The following is a 15,704-nucleotide window of genomic DNA, read 5'->3' on the forward strand; positions in this document are numbered from 1 at the left end:
AACATTTACACAACACAAGAAATTTTCTTTTCTATCCTTTATCTTACCCTGCTATCAACCAGTCTATTGTGCCCTAATCCTATTATAAACCATATTTCTTTATGCGTTGAAAAAAATAGCCGCTAACACGAAGTGATAACGGCAATGTAATCTACATATATTTTTGCCAATAACAAGAAAAGAAAAACCTTTTCCTACATTTATATCATAAAATGATGAATGACTCAACAAATGAAAACGCTGTTATATTAGTTATTACGTTTTGCAATCAAATCGCAAATAGATAGTAAATATTCATCTTGTAATTGCAAGGAGCTAATCGCATCTTTTGCTTTTGCAATTGTTTCTTCTAAAATATTCTTTGCTCTATCTACAGTAAATAACGTCGTATATGTGCTCTTTTCGTTGGAAACATCACTACCAATCGGTTTTCCAATCTCTTCTTCGGTTCCTTCTACATCTAAAATATCATCTCGAATTTGGAAAGCTAGGCCAATATTTTTTGCAAACTCAAGTAACTTTTCTTCCTGCTCTTTTGTAGCATTAGAAAGTATCGCTCCTGCAAGTACAGCGAATTCAAGTAGTTTCCCGGTCTTATGCTTATGAATATACTCTAACTCATCAATCGTAAGTTGTTTCCCTTCAGCTTCCATATCCGCCACTTGTCCGCCAACCATTCCTTCCGGCCCAGCTGCTTTTGCAAGCTCAAGTACAAGTCTTACTTTTTTTTCAGCAGAGATTTCTTTTTGCTCATATGCCATAACAATTTGAAAAGCATACGTCAACAAACCATCTCCTGCTAAAACTGCCATTGCTTCACCAAATACTTTATGATTCGTGGGCTTTCCTCTTCTTAAATCATCATCATCCATACAAGGTAAATCATCATGAACTAACGAGTATGTATGTATCATTTCAAGAGCACAAGCTGCACCTACTCCAAGATTTCTTTCTTTCCCAAACGCTTGTAATGTTGCAAATAAAAGTAACGGGCGGAGACGTTTTCCACCCGCTTCCAAAGAATATGCCATCGCTTCACGAAGTACATTTGGACATTGTAATTCATTTGCATAGCTTACAAGCTTCTCTTCTACGAAAGTTTTACTTTCTTTCAAAAAAGTATCAAAAGCGATTGTCACTATGCTTCATCTCCTAAAGCAGTAAACGGTTCAAGCTCTCCATCTTCTCCAAGAATAACTGCCATTTGTTCTTGTACGTTCTTCAACTTCTCATCGCAAAGCTTAGATAATTCCATACCCTCTTTAAAATAAGAAATCGCTTCTTCTAAAGGTACATCACCTTGCTCTAGCTTAGATACGAGATGCTCAAGTTGCGAAATTGCCTCTTCAAAACTCACTTTATTTTCCATTATTCAATTCACGCTCCTCTATGCCTGATACGCTACAATCTAGTATTCCATCTTGTAATTGAACTGAAACAGCATCTCCAAGGCTGATATCTTTCACACTTTTTAACACTTGCTTCTCTTCATCATATACAAGCCCGTACCCTCTCATCATTACTTTAAGCGGACTTAATGCTTCAAGTTTTTGAGCAGCTCTTACAAAGGCAAATTCTTTCGTTTGAAGTAAAGTTTGCATTTCACGTTGTAATTGCTTTTGCAACGTTTCAATCGCTACCTTTGTTTGTATAATTTTTTGAGATGGGTGGTGCTTCTCTAAATAAAATGAAAGCTGTTTTAACTGATTCACCTTTTTATCAATGTAGCGCTCTTTCGCTAAAACAAGCTGTTCTAACGCTCTATCTAATTGCTCTTCCTTTTGTTCATATACTTGTCTTGGATAACGGAATGCATAAGATTTTTGCAATACTTGTAATTTTTCTTCTTTTTTATGTACTAACTCTCTCATTGCTCTTTGCAATCTTAGAGTTCTTTGTAATACCTTTTCTTGTAACTCTATAACGTTCGGTGCTGCTAGTTCAGCTGCTGCAGTCGGTGTTGGTGCACGTAAATCGGCAACAAAATCTGCGATTGTAAAATCTGTTTCATGCCCTACTGCTGAAATAATAGGAATTTCGCTCTTAAAGATTGCTCTTGCAACCACTTCCTCATTGAAAGCCCATAATTCCTCAATAGAACCTCCCCCGCGCCCAACAATTAATACATCTATATCTCCCATTTCATTCGCTGTACGAATCGCTTGTACAATCGAGGGAGCTGCTGACTCCCCCTGTACAAGTACTGGAAATACAATAACATTCCCAATTGGATAACGACGTTTAATCGTTGTTATGATATCACGAATCGCAGCTCCTGTTGGCGACGTAATTACCCCTATTGTTTTAGCATAAGGAGGGATTATTTTTTTATAAACTTGAGAAAACAATCCTTCTTCCTCTAAACGAACTTTTAATTGTTCGTAAGCCAAATGCAAATTTCCGACTCCGTCAGGTTGCATGTCTTGAATATAAATTTGATAAGAACCACTCGCCTCGTAAACAGAGATTTTCCCTTTTACAAGTACCTTCATCCCATTTTCAGGTCTGAATTTAATATTACGATTATGACCCGCAAACATAACCGCTGCGATTCTGGCATTTTCGTCTTTCAATGTAAAATACATGTGACCACGACTATGATTTTTAAAGTTGGAAATTTCACCTTTTAACCAAACAGACTGTAAATGCGGGTCATATTCTATTTTTGTTTTTATATAGCGTGTTAATGCTGTAACGGTTAAATATTGTTTCTCCATTTCTCTCTCCTCATAGCCGACTCAAATTATTTACAAACGACACCTGCGCGTTTGGCAGATTCAACAGTATTATGAAGAAGCATTGTAATCGTCATTGGACCAACACCCTTTGGCACAGGCGTAATGTAACCCGCAACGTCTAACACGTTGTCAAAGTCAACATCACCACAAAGCTTGCCTGTTTCTAATCGATTCACACCAACGTCAATTACAACCGCGCCTTCTTTCATATAATCAGCTGTTACCATTTTAGGTCGTCCAACAGCTACGATTAAAATATCAGCTAACTTCGATAATTCTTTAATATTTTGCGTCTTAGAATGACAATATGTGACAGTTGCATTTTCATTTAAGAACAATTGCCCCACTGGTTTGCCGACAATATTACTTCTTCCAATTATTACAACATGTTTTCCCGAAATATCAAGATTCGTTTCTTTTACTAATTCTACAATACCATGCGGTGTACATGGAAGGAATGTATCTTGTCCCGTCATCATACGTCCCACGCTGATTGGGTGAAATCCATCTACATCCTTTTCTGGTGAAATTCTTTCAATGATAGCTTTTTCTTCAATATGTTTTGGTAAAGGTAATTGCACTAATATGCCATTAATGCGGTCATCGCCATTTAAGCGATCGATTTCAGCAAGCAAACGTTCCTCAGTAATCGTTTCAGGAAGTTCAATTAGCTCAGAATAAATTCCTACTTGTTCACAGCCTTTTTCTTTTCCTTTTACGTAAGAACGAGATGCTGGATCTTCTCCCACTAAAATCACTGCTAATCCTGGTACAATCCCTTGTTCTTTCAACTTCACAACTTCTTCTGTTAATTGTGCTCGTTTTTTCTCCGCAACTTCATTTCCTTTGATGATTACTGCTACCATTTTAAGATTCCCCCTTAAAGAAATTACAGTGTATCTTTTATATTAGATAAAACGCCGTTAATAAAACGACGAGATTCCTCATCCCCAAATGTTTTAGCAATTTCAATTGCCTCGTTAATTGTTACGTTGTGTGGAATTTCTTCCATGTACTTCATTTCATACACAGCTACACGTAAAATACTGCGATCAACAATACTAATACGCTCAAGCTTCCACTTTTTTAAGTTTTGACGAATTGCTGCGTCAATCTCTTCTTTATTGTCTACAAATCCTACAACAAGTGATTCTAAAAACTCATTTGTTTCTTCACCTTCATCTAGCGTATTTTCCACCGCTACCTTCGGTTCTAATTCACCTGTAATATCCATTTGGTATAATGCTTGCATAGCTCTTTCTCTAGCCGTCCTACGTTTCATTGTAACTCTCCTTTATGCTTCAAGTCTTTCCTTATGCTTTGTTATATTATTATAATTTATAAGCCGTCAATTCACTTACTCTTACAGTTTTCATTGATTTTCCAACCTTATAATACAATGATAATAACACAATTTATCGTTTCACACACGGGTTACAAGGCTGAAAAATAATAAAAAGATTAACTTCAAGTTCCATATCTTATCACAATGTACGTTTTTTGGAAAAACGAAACATTTTCTTTTTTATTTCTTATTTTTTGAAATAGTATAACAATTAGAGGATTGTAATTTGTGAAGAAATGAAACGATAAAAAAGATGCCTATGTTACTAGGCACCTTTTTCATTCTTACACTGGTTCAATTTCTGTTTTTTGTGTTTCGAATGTTACGCCAACGATGTGAACATTCACTTCTTTTGGCTCAAGTCCTGTCATTGTAAAGAGTGCTTGGCGAATATTGTCTTGAATCTTTTGTGCAACAACTGGAATTGCTACACCAAAATACATTACAACATAAAGGTCGACGATAATATCTTCGTTTGCTAATTCAACCTTTACACCTTTACCATGATTTTTCTTACCTAACTTCTCAACAACATCTGTAGCAAAATTACCACGCATTGCCGCCACACCTTCTACCTCAGCAGCTGCAATACCTGCAATTACTTCAATTACTTCTGGTGCAATTTCTACTTTACCAAGAGTTGTATCTTGACCCATATCTAACATATGTTCAGCCATGAAAAAAACCTCCTTTAATGTATCACTGCGTCACAAGTTCATGCTCTTCCAAAAACTTCGTATTAAACTCACCTTTTACAAAATCAGGATGATCTAACAATTGCAAATGGAACGGGATTGTTGTATGTACGCCTTCAATGACAAACTCACTGAGTGCACGCTTCATTTTTGCAATTGCCTCTTCACGTGTTTTTCCGTGAACAATTAATTTAGCAACCATCGAATCATAGAAAGGTGGGATTGAATATCCCGGATATACAGCTGAATCGACGCGAATACCAAATCCGCCTGGTGGTAAGTACATTTCTACTTTACCTGGAGATGGCATAAATTTTTTGGCAGGGTTTTCCGCATTAATTCGGCATTCAATTGCCCAACCATTAAATTGTACTTCTTCTTGCTGTAACGATAACTTTTCTCCAGAAGCAACAAGAATTTGCTCTTTAATTAAGTCCATTCCTGTCACCATTTCAGTAACCGGATGCTCAACTTGAATTCTCGTATTCATCTCCATGAAATAAAAGCTTTTCGTTTTATATTCATAAATAAACTCAACCGTACCAGCACCTGTATAATCAACCGCTACCGCCGCTTTAACTGCCGCTTCCCCCATCTGCTTGCGAACATTTTCATCAAGTGCAGGTGATGGACTTTCTTCTAATAGTTTCTGCAAACGGCGCTGAATTGTACAATCACGCTCTCCTAAATGAATGGCATTTCCGTGTGTATCTGCCATTATTTGAATCTCAACATGGCGGAAATCTTCAACGTACTTTTCTAAGTATACACCAGGGTTCCCAAAAGCGGTACTAGCTTCTTGCTGTGTAATTTGAATTCCTTTTACAAGCTCTTCTTCATAACGTGCAACACGAATACCTTTTCCGCCGCCACCTGCAGTCGCTTTAATAATAACTGGATATCCAATTTGATTTGCAAGCTCGATCGCTTCCTCGGTATTTTTTATAATCCCTTGTGAACCTGGTACAATCGGAACCCCTGCTTTTTCCATTGTATCACGAGCAACGTCTTTTGTGCCCATCTTTGAAATAGCTTCTGGACTTGGACCGATAAAAATTAAGTTACATTCACGGCATAACTCTGCGAAATCTGCATTCTCTGCTAAAAATCCGTATCCCGGATGGATAGCATCGCAGCCCGTTAACTTCGCAACGCTAATAATGTTCGTCAAATTTAAATAACTTTCTTTTGAAACTGTTGGTCCTACACAATACGCCTCATCTGCAATTTGTACGTGAAGTGACTCTTTATCTGCTTCTGAATAAATCGCAACTGTTTCAATATCCATTTCTTTACAAGCACGAATAATTCGTACAGCAATTTCCCCACGATTGGCTATTAATACTTTTTTTATCATCACAAAGACTCCCTTATTACGCTTTCACAAGAAATAGCGGTTGTCCATACTCAACAAGCTGTCCGTTATTAACAAGAATCTCAACAATTTCGCCCTCTACATCAGCGTCAATTTCGTTAAATAACTTCATAGCCTCGACAATACATACGATAGAATCTTTCGATACCCTGTCTCCAACACTTACATATGGAGGTGTATCAGGTGAAGATGAAGAATAGAATGTACCTACCATTGGTGAGGTAATCTTATGTAGGTTTTCATCTTGAACAGCTTTCTTCTCTTCTTGTTTTGGTGCTTCTACTTGCGCTGCCGCTACTGCTGTTTCAACTTCAACAGATGCTACTGGTTGCATAGCTTGTTTCGCTACAGGTGCTTGCATCGCAACAACTTCATTACCACGCTTTTTCATTTTGATTGTTGTACCGTCTTTTTTGTATTCAAATTCATCAATATTAGAGCTATCAATTAATTTAATTAATTCACGAACTTCTTGAATTTTAAACATGTAAAATCCACTCCCATACTCTTGTTTGTCCCGTTTTTACAGATTCTCATCACTAACACTAGATTGACTGTAAAAATACGATGTATTCTATTAGAAAATTTATTTTATTTACTAATAGAAATATTTACTATTTCCATCTTACGATAAATTTTTTAAACATTCCAATTTATATTTCTTTATAATAAATCGAAACTCCTGTAAAAATATTATTCCAATAAAAAATTTATTACCTAGTAATAATACCAAGTTTCACACGAAATTGGCAAGACCACTTCCTAAAAAACATTCCTTACCTTTTCAAAATGCTACACAGTAAACATATAATTGCCGCTCCACTCTTCACCACATCTATGGTTCATAACATATTTTTACCAAATATTATTTTTTTGTTTACACGCCGTTCATCATTCCTTCATATAAGAATAGTATGTTCAAAGTGTAGAAAATATATTGTATCGAGGTGTGGACATATGATATGGCTCATGCTCTTCTTACCTGCCGTAATGGTTTGGGCATTCGTTCTCTTCATCCACGTCAAATCTGGAAAAAGTAATCATCATCACCATGAACCGCTAATTTTTTATTCACAACGTATTTCTCCATTCCGAGTTGAACATAGTAAAAACACATACAAAGACGAAATAGAAAAAAGCTATCGAAAGTGATAGCTTTTTTCTATTATTATTTTTATCTAATTATTTTGAAGTACTCTATGTTCTTATTTACAAACAATGCGATTAGTAAAAATTAATAATCCGTGGGGGAAATCCCCCACGGATTAAAATTCTACTTATTTTGCTGATGGATCAAATTTCACACCTACATCTTTAGAACCGCCTTCACTTCTTACAAGCTGTATAATTTTATTCGCTTCTTTTTGTGAATGTTTCGCTGCCTTCACTGTTACTCTAATGTCAGTTCCATCAGCTCTTACAAGGGCATCTTTATATCCTCCTTGAGCTTTAATAACTGTTTCAAGTAAACCTTCTTTTGTTTCCATTGTAGCGATTGCATCCATACCATCTTTCGCCTTACTTCTTTCTTCAGCAGTAGCGTTAGAAGACTTTATTACATTTTGTAATTTTTCTCTTTCAGCACTACGCTTATCTTCCATTTGCATACGTAAAGCTGTGAAATTCTCATCACTCGATTGAACTGATACATTCCCCTCTTTTTTACTTGTTTCTTTTTTAGCATTTTCTTTTTTATCTGTCTCTTTATTTGTTGTCTCTTTATTTGGTGTTTCCTTGCTTGGAGTTTCTTTTGTTGTTTCTTTATTTGGCGTTTCGTTTGTTACTGCTTTGTCAGTACCTTGTTTTTCTTGTCCAATCTTTTCACCTGTTGCCGGCGATGCTGTATTCATTTTGTCAGGAGTTGTTACGTAATACACAGATAGTACAACAACTAAACTTAACATTGTTAATAGCCAAACCGTTTGTTTTTTTAACACTTTATTTCCTCCCTATCAATTTTTCGGTGAAACTGAAACACGATGGGCTGGTACATCTAGCAGCCTTATCACAGCTTCTTTTACCATTGCTTTAACTTGTATATTATCCACTCCTTTTGCTACGACGAGAACACCTCGTACTTTCGGTTTCTCTGTCCGTAAAACAACGGGAGTTTCTTTATCACCTTCACGTATAATGACAGTCTTTTCATCAAGAGACTCGTCCTCTACTTCCCTCTTACCGCCTGTTTTATCTGTTTCACCTGTTGTTTGTGAGCGTTTCACTGTATTTTTTTCTAAAATTTTTTCTTCAGATGAATCTAAATTCACCTTAATCGTTACGTCTTTTACTCCTGCTATTTCTTCTAAAGCAGCTTTTAATTCTTGTTCATACGCTTTTTCATATTTTTCTACATTTGACATACTATCATTACTTTTTTGTCCGAAAGTTGGTACGTCTTTTTCTTGGTTTTGAGTTTTTTGTTCTTTAAATACAGGTACTTCTTCTTTTTTACTTGAAAAGAGACTACTAGAAAACATAAGCAAAATTCCAAGTATGAGTAGGACAAGTAAAAACTTAGGTGTTACCTTTTTCCCCTTCTCGTTGCTTTCTTTTTGATCCCCATTCAATAAGTTTCGAAAAAATGAGAACTTCGAATTTTTATCTTTATTGTCCATTTACTCTACCTGTCCTCCCTTCCGTTTGAACTTGGATTTGTTTATTCTCTAGTTGCCACCTGCTTGAAAAGAAATCTTTCATTTCTACATTCGTTTCTTCTACCTTTTTTGGAGGTTCATTCGTATTAATTTCAATTGGCTTTACTGTTTCAATTGCGTCATTTTTACTGCGTTCTTTTTCTTTCAACGTCACAACAACAGATTGAATATCTTTGGCTGACTTTACTTCTTCTACCCTTTCCGTTGCGACTATTTGTATTTCAGAGACTGTCATACCATACTTTTTCTCAAACTCTTTTCCTACTTCTTTTTTCATTTTGGTAGCCATCTCTTCTAAACTATATGCACGTGTTAGAGCTTGTATTTCTTTTTTCTTCGAATCTATTGAATTTTTTACAGATCCCTCTGCTACATACTTTTCTTCATTAAAATTTGCGATTACTTCATTTACATCTGTTTGCAACAGTTTAAAAAGAGGTGTTAAAATTAATACAACTAATAGTAGACTTACGACGAATTTAACGTATTTTTGCAAATTCGAGTTTGGAAGAATAAGATGAAGCATTGTCGCTAAGAGTAAAAAAACGATAATATTTCTAATCCACTCTGTAACAAATTGCATACTCTTCACCTCCTATCGCATCATAAGCGTAATGTTCCCCGCAGCAATAATAATTGTGATACTTAAAAAGAACATAAATGATACGATAGCTAAGCAAGCAAACACGTAAATGATGCTTCGTCCAATGATATCTAAACATTGAATAATTGCTCCTCCGCCAACTGGTTGCAATACTGCTGCTGCGAATTTATAAATAAACGCGATACAAAAAATTTGAATCGCTGGAAAAGCGACAATTAAACATAAAATAACGAGCCCTATAATTCCGACTGTATTTTTTAATAACCCCGACGCACTAATAACAGTATCCGCTGCCTCTGTAAACATCCTTCCAACTACAGGAATAAAGTTCCCTGTTACAAATTTAGCAGTTTTCACAGCTATCCCATCAGCAACCGCTGTCGCTGTTCCTTGTACAGATAATACTCCTAAAAAAATCGTTAAAAAGATCCCGATAATCCCAACGCTAACGTTTTGCAGAAGCTTGGACAATTTCGTAACTTTATATTGATCACTCATCGTACTTACAATACTTAATATCGTTGCAAGTAATAAAAGTGGTAGAACGATGTAATTCATAAGAAGCCCACTCGTATTCATTAAGAAAATGATAATCGGATGAAAAAACGATACAGATACAACACCGCCTCCAGTTGCTATGAGTGCAAGCAAGATTGGTAATAGCGCTAATATGAAATCTACCATTGTTTGTATCGTTTCTCTTGCATATGTCATAACCACATAAAAACTATTTAAAGCAAAAATAATAAGCACCATATATACAACTGCATCGGCAATTTTACTTACACTACTCTTTGAAAAGGCAGATTGCAGTGATTGCAACAATGCACTAAAAATTGTGAGCATAATGAGTGTTCCAAGTAGCTTTCCATTTGCAGCAAGCTCGTGAAACAAATATTTTAATAAACCTAGCATCCATTCTTTTATAGAGAATTCTTTTTCTCCCTTTACAAACTCCATAAAGCTTCCTTTTTGACTCTCTGGTAAATAACCTCCATATTTTGTAACAAGCCCGTCCCAAAATTGCTTCACATCTTCAATTCCGAGCTTATCCAATTGTTGATCAACGACGTTTGTTTCTACAGGAGAAGCTTGTACAACAACCGGTAAAGAAAAGAAAAGGAAGCAAGCAAATAGCAGCTTAGCTCCAAACTTCCTCAACATTCACTCCCCCTTATCCCGTCGGTAAAAATCCGAGAATAGTTTCAATTACGACTGTCAAAATAGGAATTGCCATAACGAGAATTAAGATTTTACCAGCTAGTTCAATTTTCGAAGCGATTGCACCTTGCCCAGCATCTTTTGTAATTTGCGCTCCAAACTCAGCGATATAAGCAATCCCAATAATTTTCAGTAACGTTTCTACATAGACGTTGCTAACTTTCGCTTCACTCGCTACTCTCTCAATCATTTGTAAAATAGAGTGAATTTGATCGATTAAAATAAGAAACATTACGCTACCTACAAAAACAATAAATAACGATGTAATGCTAGATTTATGCTGATTCAAAACAGCTGCTAAAAACGTAGCAACGAGGCCTAATCCGACAATTTGTATAATTTCGATTCGAACCGCCTCCTTTACTGGAAGAGAAAGACACTTTTAATCTTGTCGAACAACGTATTAATTAAAAATGCAACATGGAATAGAATGACGACAAAACCGACAAGGATAACCCAATTTGCAATATCCTCTCGTTTTAATTCTTTTAATACGGTATGAATGAAAGCTAAAACAATGCCGATTCCGGCGATTTGAAATATTAATCCAACATCAATGGACATCGCCTTTCTCCCTCCTATAGCAGTAAAATTACGATAAGTAGCCCCGCTAGTACCCCTAAGCTCTTAATCATTTTTTCATATTGCAGTTGTAACGCTTTCGCTTCTTCTTCCTCTCTCTCTAAATGTGTAATACATAATCGAATATGTTTTTGTTGTGATTCACGATCATGTTGTCCAAGTGTTTCACCAAATTGCTGCAAGATTTCATACTCGGTTTGTTGAAATGCTGTTAACTTCCAATTCTCTTTCAAACTTTCTATCCAAGCTTCCCTTACTGTTTGTTCCCCGTTTTCTAGTTTTTTGGCGAAACTTTGAAATATCCAATTTAATGGCTTGGGCATTTGTTTAACTAATCGTTCGGCGGCTTCAGATAAAGGTGTGTGCCCATACATAATTTCTGCCTCTAATGATTGGAGTGCCGATTTTAATAGTCTAAGTTGCCGCGGCCTCTCACTATATCTTTTTGCGTATGAAAACCCGAAAAAAGTGCTGACCGCAACGATTAACACTGCACCAATTATTTTCACCATACGCCCCCAGCCTTTCGATTCGGTAGTACTGGTTTTCCATATCTATCTTTCACTTGCATAACTGTTCCTGGGCCTCTTGCTTTTGATAACTCCACAAACCTATCAAATATGCCAAGCTCCAGCACTGCCTGTAGCGATGGACGTTTCACAACATCATCATAAGAAAACCCGTGTGCACTTATAAAAAGCTGGACCCCTGCATGCACCGCCTCCATAATTGCTTCACTATCTTCTTTACGTCCAATCTCATCTACGATCAAAACATCTGGACTCATAGAACGAATCATCATCATCATTCCTTCAGCCTTTGGACATGCGTCTAACACATCTACTCGTGTACCAAATTCATACTGAGGGATTCCTTTCACACATCCAGCAATTTCTGACCGCTCATCAACAATCCCCACTTTGCAAGAAGGAATTTTCGACGTACCAACCCCTTGACTCATGCAACGTGCTACATCTCTTAAAAGTGTCGTTTTCCCCGTTTGCGGCGGGCCAATTACCATCGTGTTTAACCATCTTGATTCATACAAATACGGCAAAAGCGGCTCAGCTATTCCTATTTTTTGACGAGCAATACGAATATTAAATGAAGAGACATCACGAATCATTTTCACTGTACTTTTCTCTGTAATGACTTTTCCCGCTAGGCCAATTCTATGTCCTCCTCGAAGTGTCACATACCCACGTTTCAATTCCTCTTCCATCGTATAAATTGAGAATTGACTTAACTTATTCAATAAGTAACTTGCATCTTCTGCTGTAGCGATATAGTCATAAAAAAACACCTCTCCATGCGCAATACACTCTAGCGGTCTTCCAATTCGAACACGAATTTCCTCTAAAGTATTGTATTGCTTACAACTTTCAACTAACTGTTTCATCATTTTTGGTAAAACCTCTAATACTTCTTTCATAGGCTTCTCCCCACTATACTCGACTTACTATTTCAACAATGCGATAAAAATGCAGCCAATTCCAAGTGCCAGAAAAAAGAGTTTCAAGAAAGAAATTTCGCTCGCTACACTCGCTATGCCTATTGTCATTGTTAAAATTAATACGGTCGGTCCAACAAACGCCAACATACCATTTATAAACAATGCTTTCTTCGCATCATTCACGTAAAGCATAAGCAAAGCGGCGAATATTTCCGCGCTACCCGAAAACAACCGAAGTAACCCCATTACGAGCACGGATGTTTCCATTGCCGCTAGCCACTGTTTCATTCTCCCACCTTCTCCCGTAACGGTTACGAATTCTACATTCCAAAAAAGAATATATTTGTACAACCATATGCAGAGGTTGTCTATTTCAGAAGTAAAAACATAATTTTTCTCTAACACCTTTATTTAAATCTGAATATTCGTGTTTTTTAATGGTATATTATGGTATATTTAATTTAAAAGGGGTATAGACGATGCAGCACGTTACTTTATTACCACTTGATTTACGCTATGCAAATGTGCTTTTTGAGCTATCAAGTGAACCACACGTAAAAAATGCATTAGGAATACAGGTAGAAAAAGTCGAAGACACGAAAGCATTTCTTCTTTTTGCAATAGAAGAAGAGCGCCAAAAGAAGTCTTTATCGAGAATGATTGTAAATGAAGAGAATGAAATACTTGGCCTCACCACACTTAAACATATTAATTATGGGAAGAAACAATCTCACATTGGTAGTTGGCTTGGCTATCCATATTGGGGTAAAGGGTATAATGAGGCAGCTAAAAAAGAAATCTTTAAAATCGCTTTTTTAGACTTACAACTTACATACGTATTCACTGGTGCTAAAACGACTAACATTCGCTCGTTAAAAGCACAAGAAAAACTACCTTACATTTCATTGCATGTGAAAAACAAGTTTCCAGGCGAACATGCTGCACTGGAGAAAGAAGTAAAATCACCTTGCGTACTGCATGTCGTATCGCGTAAGAAATTTTTAAATTGGCTGGACGTACAAAATGAGGGGGAAAAATATGAAGGTTTTGAAAATTAGTTTAACAATTGTAGTAGAATTAGCTCTTATTTATCTTTTTTCATTATTGGTCGGTTGGTCATTTATAGAGACCTTTTTCCTTGGCAGTCTAGCAATATTTGCAATTATGTGGTTAATTATTATGAGTAACCATAGAAATAACATTACAGATCACGCAATAAGTAAAACATTAACTGGTGTTGAGACTGGTGAAATAAAACCATTTCAATTCATTTTCACACCATATATAGCGGGTACTCTTTCACTTGTTTTAGTTAGTTTTGTTGTCACCGCAATTTACTATATGCCCTATTTTCTATAAAAAAGCACTCGTGATAATCACGAGTGCTTTTTTACTATGCACGAGAAACGTATTTACCTTCACCAGTGTTGATGATAAGCATTTCGCCTTCGTTAATGAAGATTGGTACTTGTACAACAAGACCAGTTTCTAATGTAGCTGGTTTTGTTACGTTAGAAGCTGTGTCACCTTTAATACCAGGCTCTGTTTCTGTAACTTTTAATTCAACTGTGTTCGGAAGTTCAACACCAAGTACTTCACCTTGGTATGTCATAATAGATACTTCCATGTTTTCTTTTAGGAATTTTAATTCGCGCTCGATTTGGTTTTCACCAAGTTCGATTTGCTCATAAGTTCCGTTATCCATAAATACATGAGCCTCACCGCTCGCGTATAAGTATTGCATACGACGGTTTTCGATGTGTGCTTTTTCTACTTTTTCACCTGCACGGAATGTTTTCTCTTGAACAGAACCTGTGCGAAGGTTACGTAGTTTAGAACGAACGAATGCAGCACCTTTACCTGGCTTTACGTGTTGGAAATCAAGTACTTGCCAAAGGGCATTGTCCACTGAAATTGTTAAACCTGTACGAAAATCGTTTACTGAAATCATGTAAAAAAATCCTCCTGTGTATTACAAAATAATAAGTTCTTTTGGTGATTTCGTAATTACTTCATTACCTTCACTCGTTACAATGATATCATCTTCAATACGTACGCCGCCAATACCTGGAATATAAATACCTGGTTCTACTGTTACAGCCATACCTGGTTCAAGTACTGTATCAGAACGGAACGCTAAACCTGGCGCTTCATGGATTTCAAGGCCGATTCCATGACCAGTAGAGTGTCCAAAGTATTCACCATATCCTTTTTCCGTTATGTAATCACGCGTTAATGCATCTGCCTCGCGGCCTGTTAAACCAGCTTTAATACCGTTTACACCACGTAATTGTGCTTCTAAAACGACATTATAAATTTCTTTTAATTTATCAGATGGTTCACCGACTGCAATTGTACGAGTAATATCAGAACAATACCCTTTGTAATAAGCGCCGAAGTCTAATGTAACGAAATCTCCTGTTTCTATCACTTTTTCAGATGCCACGCCGTGCGGTAATGCCGAACGAAGACCTGAAGCAACGATAATATCAAACGAAGAAGATGTTGCTCCTTGTTTTCTCATGAAAAATTCAAGTTCATTTGACACTTCAATTTCAGATACTCCCGGGCGAATGAATGATAGAATATGCTCAAAGGCAGCATCTGCAATCTGTGCAGCTTCCTTTAATATCTTAATCTCTGAATCAGTCTTTATCAAGCGTAACTTTTCTACAAGCCCAGAAGTCGGGATAAATTCAGCTTCGATCGCCTCATTATGCGTTACGTAAGAGCTATATGTAAGAGTATCCTGCTCAAAGCCAAGCTTTTGAATTCCAAGTTCTTTCACTTGCTTTGCAACTTCATCAATAATTAATCCTGCATGCTGCACGATTTCATATCCAACAGCTTGTTTACTAGCCTGCTCTACATAACGAAAATCCGTAATAAATTGAGCACGCTCTTTTGAAATAAGTACAACCCCAGCTGTTCCAGTGAAGTTAGCCATGTATCTACGACTATGTTCATTTGTTAATAAAATACCGTCGATACCAGCCTCAGCAAATGCGCTTCTTAATCTTTCGATTTTCTCCATGAC

At 36.6% G+C, this 15,704-nt stretch carries 22 protein-coding genes; 3 read left to right on the forward strand and 19 right to left on the reverse strand.

The genetic code is table 11. From position 1 onward, the window contains the following. Window positions 1-248 precede the first annotated feature (248 nt). The 8 genes from ispA to accB all read right to left on the reverse strand — a co-directional run bounded on the left by ispA (window position 249) and on the right by accB (window position 6,640). Window positions 249-1,139 carry a (2E,6E)-farnesyl diphosphate synthase gene (gene ispA, locus F0362_RS20600; RefSeq protein ID WP_000150368.1) on the reverse strand — a complete coding sequence of 297 codons (891 nt, stop codon included), beginning with the start codon at window positions 1,137-1,139 and terminating at the stop codon, window positions 249-251. Further along, window positions 1,139-1,369, reverse strand: a complete 231-nt coding sequence (gene xseB / locus F0362_RS20605; protein ID WP_000428977.1) for an exodeoxyribonuclease VII small subunit — start codon at window positions 1,367-1,369, stop codon at window positions 1,139-1,141. Before xseB ends, ispA begins: the two co-directional genes overlap by 1 nt. After that, on the reverse strand, window positions 1,359-2,717 hold the full coding sequence (gene xseA, locus F0362_RS20610; RefSeq protein WP_000415263.1) for an exodeoxyribonuclease VII large subunit: 1,359 nt from the start codon (window positions 2,715-2,717) through the stop codon (window positions 1,359-1,361). Before xseA ends, xseB begins: the two co-directional genes overlap by 11 nt. 26 nt (window positions 2,718-2,743) lie before the next feature. Beyond that, a complete protein-coding gene (folD, locus tag F0362_RS20615; protein WP_000226729.1) occupies window positions 2,744-3,604 on the reverse strand; it encodes a bifunctional methylenetetrahydrofolate dehydrogenase/methenyltetrahydrofolate cyclohydrolase FolD in 861 nt (286 codons plus the stop codon). 23 nt (window positions 3,605-3,627) lie between these two features. Next, entirely contained in the window at window positions 3,628-4,020 is a 393-nt protein-coding gene (gene nusB, locus F0362_RS20620; protein ID WP_000830246.1) for a N utilization substance protein NusB, read from the reverse strand. A 347-nt stretch (window positions 4,021-4,367) separates the two neighbouring features. After that, on the reverse strand, window positions 4,368-4,760 hold the full coding sequence (locus F0362_RS20625) for an Asp23/Gls24 family envelope stress response protein (protein ID WP_000807630.1): 393 nt from the start codon (window positions 4,758-4,760) through the stop codon (window positions 4,368-4,370). Between the two features lie 22 nt (window positions 4,761-4,782). Next, window positions 4,783-6,135: an acetyl-CoA carboxylase biotin carboxylase subunit gene (gene accC / locus F0362_RS20630; RefSeq protein ID WP_149889942.1), complete on the reverse strand. Its 1,353-nt coding sequence runs from the start codon at window positions 6,133-6,135 to the stop codon at window positions 4,783-4,785. Window positions 6,136-6,151: 16 nt separating this feature from the next. Further along, complete coding sequence (accB, locus tag F0362_RS20635) at window positions 6,152-6,640, reverse strand: acetyl-CoA carboxylase biotin carboxyl carrier protein (protein ID WP_000472854.1); 489 nt, start codon at window positions 6,638-6,640, stop codon at window positions 6,152-6,154. A 470-nt stretch (window positions 6,641-7,110) separates the two neighbouring features. Here accB and F0362_RS20640 point away from each other — a divergent pair, with 470 nt between their 5' ends. Then, a complete protein-coding gene (locus F0362_RS20640; RefSeq protein WP_000638008.1) occupies window positions 7,111-7,305 on the forward strand; it encodes a hypothetical protein in 195 nt (64 codons plus the stop codon). A gap of 125 nt (window positions 7,306-7,430) precedes the next feature. On the opposite strand, the gene F0362_RS20645 is transcribed toward F0362_RS20640, so the two are convergent. The 9 genes from F0362_RS20645 to F0362_RS20685 are packed head-to-tail and all read right to left on the reverse strand — an operon-like array spanning window position 7,431 to window position 12,955. Further along, window positions 7,431-8,090: a SpoIIIAH-like family protein gene (locus F0362_RS20645; protein WP_000914719.1), complete on the reverse strand. Its 660-nt coding sequence runs from the start codon at window positions 8,088-8,090 to the stop codon at window positions 7,431-7,433. A gap of 15 nt (window positions 8,091-8,105) precedes the next feature. Continuing rightward, window positions 8,106-8,768 carry a stage III sporulation protein AG gene (spoIIIAG, locus tag F0362_RS20650; protein WP_000368888.1) on the reverse strand — a complete coding sequence of 221 codons (663 nt, stop codon included), beginning with the start codon at window positions 8,766-8,768 and terminating at the stop codon, window positions 8,106-8,108. Beyond that, window positions 8,758-9,390, reverse strand: a complete 633-nt coding sequence (spoIIIAF, locus tag F0362_RS20655; protein ID WP_001161043.1) for a stage III sporulation protein AF — start codon at window positions 9,388-9,390, stop codon at window positions 8,758-8,760. The genes spoIIIAG and spoIIIAF overlap by 11 nt, the downstream gene beginning before the upstream one ends. Before the next feature lie 12 nt (window positions 9,391-9,402). After that, window positions 9,403-10,575 carry a stage III sporulation protein AE gene (gene spoIIIAE, locus F0362_RS20660; RefSeq protein ID WP_000944633.1) on the reverse strand — a complete coding sequence of 391 codons (1,173 nt, stop codon included), beginning with the start codon at window positions 10,573-10,575 and terminating at the stop codon, window positions 9,403-9,405. A 10-nt stretch (window positions 10,576-10,585) separates the two neighbouring features. Then, on the reverse strand, window positions 10,586-10,969 hold the full coding sequence (gene spoIIIAD / locus F0362_RS20665) for a stage III sporulation protein AD (RefSeq protein WP_077393170.1): 384 nt from the start codon (window positions 10,967-10,969) through the stop codon (window positions 10,586-10,588). A 23-nt stretch (window positions 10,970-10,992) separates the two neighbouring features. Next, window positions 10,993-11,196, reverse strand: a complete 204-nt coding sequence (gene spoIIIAC / locus F0362_RS20670; protein WP_000020914.1) for a stage III sporulation protein AC — start codon at window positions 11,194-11,196, stop codon at window positions 10,993-10,995. Between the two features lie 14 nt (window positions 11,197-11,210). Next, on the reverse strand, window positions 11,211-11,726 hold the full coding sequence (gene spoIIIAB / locus F0362_RS20675; RefSeq protein WP_015000953.1) for a stage III sporulation protein SpoIIIAB: 516 nt from the start codon (window positions 11,724-11,726) through the stop codon (window positions 11,211-11,213). After that, on the reverse strand, window positions 11,720-12,646 hold the full coding sequence (gene spoIIIAA, locus F0362_RS20680; protein WP_000665879.1) for a stage III sporulation protein AA: 927 nt from the start codon (window positions 12,644-12,646) through the stop codon (window positions 11,720-11,722). The genes spoIIIAB and spoIIIAA overlap by 7 nt, the downstream gene beginning before the upstream one ends. A gap of 27 nt (window positions 12,647-12,673) precedes the next feature. Then, entirely contained in the window at window positions 12,674-12,955 is a 282-nt protein-coding gene (locus F0362_RS20685) for a YqhV family protein (protein ID WP_000816054.1), read from the reverse strand. 191 nt (window positions 12,956-13,146) lie between these two features. On the opposite strand from F0362_RS20685, the gene F0362_RS20690 reads away from it, so the two are divergent. Together F0362_RS20690 and F0362_RS20695 are read left to right on the forward strand one after the other, a co-directional pair. Further along, window positions 13,147-13,725, forward strand: coding sequence for a GNAT family N-acetyltransferase (locus tag F0362_RS20690; RefSeq protein ID WP_149889943.1), 579 nt, complete (start codon window positions 13,147-13,149; stop codon window positions 13,723-13,725). Further along, the gene (locus tag F0362_RS20695; protein ID WP_000866179.1) at window positions 13,706-14,026 is read left to right on the forward strand and encodes a hypothetical protein; all 321 of its coding nucleotides are present in this window, start codon (window positions 13,706-13,708) and stop codon (window positions 14,024-14,026) included. The genes F0362_RS20690 and F0362_RS20695 overlap by 20 nt, the downstream gene beginning before the upstream one ends. Before the next feature lie 34 nt (window positions 14,027-14,060). Here F0362_RS20695 and efp read toward each other — a convergent pair whose 3' ends face one another. Together efp and pepQ are read right to left on the reverse strand one after the other, a co-directional pair. Further along, on the reverse strand, window positions 14,061-14,618 hold the full coding sequence (gene efp / locus F0362_RS20700; protein WP_000626519.1) for an elongation factor P: 558 nt from the start codon (window positions 14,616-14,618) through the stop codon (window positions 14,061-14,063). A 21-nt stretch (window positions 14,619-14,639) separates the two neighbouring features. Beyond that, window positions 14,640-15,701: a Xaa-Pro dipeptidase gene (pepQ, locus tag F0362_RS20705; protein WP_000411034.1), complete on the reverse strand. Its 1,062-nt coding sequence runs from the start codon at window positions 15,699-15,701 to the stop codon at window positions 14,640-14,642. Between the last annotated feature and the right edge of the window lie 3 nt (window positions 15,702-15,704).

The organism is Bacillus sp. BS98 (assembly GCF_008432245.1).
Lineage (GTDB): Bacteria > Bacillota > Bacilli > Bacillales > Bacillaceae_G > Bacillus_A > Bacillus_A toyonensis.

What these genes read in the sequence shown, in the direction of transcription:
- xseB (WP_000428977.1), bottom strand. Translation starts at nt 1,369, where the DNA reads ATGGAAAATAAAGTGAGTTTTGAAGAGGCAATTTCGCAACTTGAGCAT.
- F0362_RS20695 (WP_000866179.1), top strand. Translation starts at nt 13,706, where the DNA reads ATGAAGGTTTTGAAAATTAGTTTAACAATTGTAGTAGAATTAGCTCTT.
- F0362_RS20685 (WP_000816054.1), bottom strand. Translation starts at nt 12,955, where the DNA reads ATGAAACAGTGGCTAGCGGCAATGGAAACATCCGTGCTCGTAATGGGG.
- F0362_RS20690 (WP_149889943.1), top strand. Translation starts at nt 13,147, where the DNA reads ATGCAGCACGTTACTTTATTACCACTTGATTTACGCTATGCAAATGTG.
- spoIIIAC (WP_000020914.1), bottom strand. Translation starts at nt 11,196, where the DNA reads ATGTCCATTGATGTTGGATTAATATTTCAAATCGCCGGAATCGGCATT.
- pepQ (WP_000411034.1), bottom strand. Translation starts at nt 15,701, where the DNA reads ATGGAGAAAATCGAAAGATTAAGAAGCGCATTTGCTGAGGCTGGTATC.
- folD (WP_000226729.1), bottom strand. Translation starts at nt 3,604, where the DNA reads ATGGTAGCAGTAATCATCAAAGGAAATGAAGTTGCGGAGAAAAAACGA.
- spoIIIAG (WP_000368888.1), bottom strand. Translation starts at nt 8,768, where the DNA reads ATGGACAATAAAGATAAAAATTCGAAGTTCTCATTTTTTCGAAACTTA.
- xseA (WP_000415263.1), bottom strand. Translation starts at nt 2,717, where the DNA reads ATGGAGAAACAATATTTAACCGTTACAGCATTAACACGCTATATAAAA.
- spoIIIAE (WP_000944633.1), bottom strand. Translation starts at nt 10,575, where the DNA reads ATGTTGAGGAAGTTTGGAGCTAAGCTGCTATTTGCTTGCTTCCTTTTC.
- spoIIIAB (WP_015000953.1), bottom strand. Translation starts at nt 11,726, where the DNA reads ATGGTGAAAATAATTGGTGCAGTGTTAATCGTTGCGGTCAGCACTTTT.
- F0362_RS20625 (WP_000807630.1), bottom strand. Translation starts at nt 4,760, where the DNA reads ATGGCTGAACATATGTTAGATATGGGTCAAGATACAACTCTTGGTAAA.
- accC (WP_149889942.1), bottom strand. Translation starts at nt 6,135, where the DNA reads ATGATAAAAAAAGTATTAATAGCCAATCGTGGGGAAATTGCTGTACGA.
- efp (WP_000626519.1), bottom strand. Translation starts at nt 14,618, where the DNA reads ATGATTTCAGTAAACGATTTTCGTACAGGTTTAACAATTTCAGTGGAC.
- nusB (WP_000830246.1), bottom strand. Translation starts at nt 4,020, where the DNA reads ATGAAACGTAGGACGGCTAGAGAAAGAGCTATGCAAGCATTATACCAA.
- accB (WP_000472854.1), bottom strand. Translation starts at nt 6,640, where the DNA reads ATGTTTAAAATTCAAGAAGTTCGTGAATTAATTAAATTAATTGATAGC.
- F0362_RS20640 (WP_000638008.1), top strand. Translation starts at nt 7,111, where the DNA reads ATGATATGGCTCATGCTCTTCTTACCTGCCGTAATGGTTTGGGCATTC.
- spoIIIAF (WP_001161043.1), bottom strand. Translation starts at nt 9,390, where the DNA reads ATGCAATTTGTTACAGAGTGGATTAGAAATATTATCGTTTTTTTACTC.
- spoIIIAA (WP_000665879.1), bottom strand. Translation starts at nt 12,646, where the DNA reads ATGAAAGAAGTATTAGAGGTTTTACCAAAAATGATGAAACAGTTAGTT.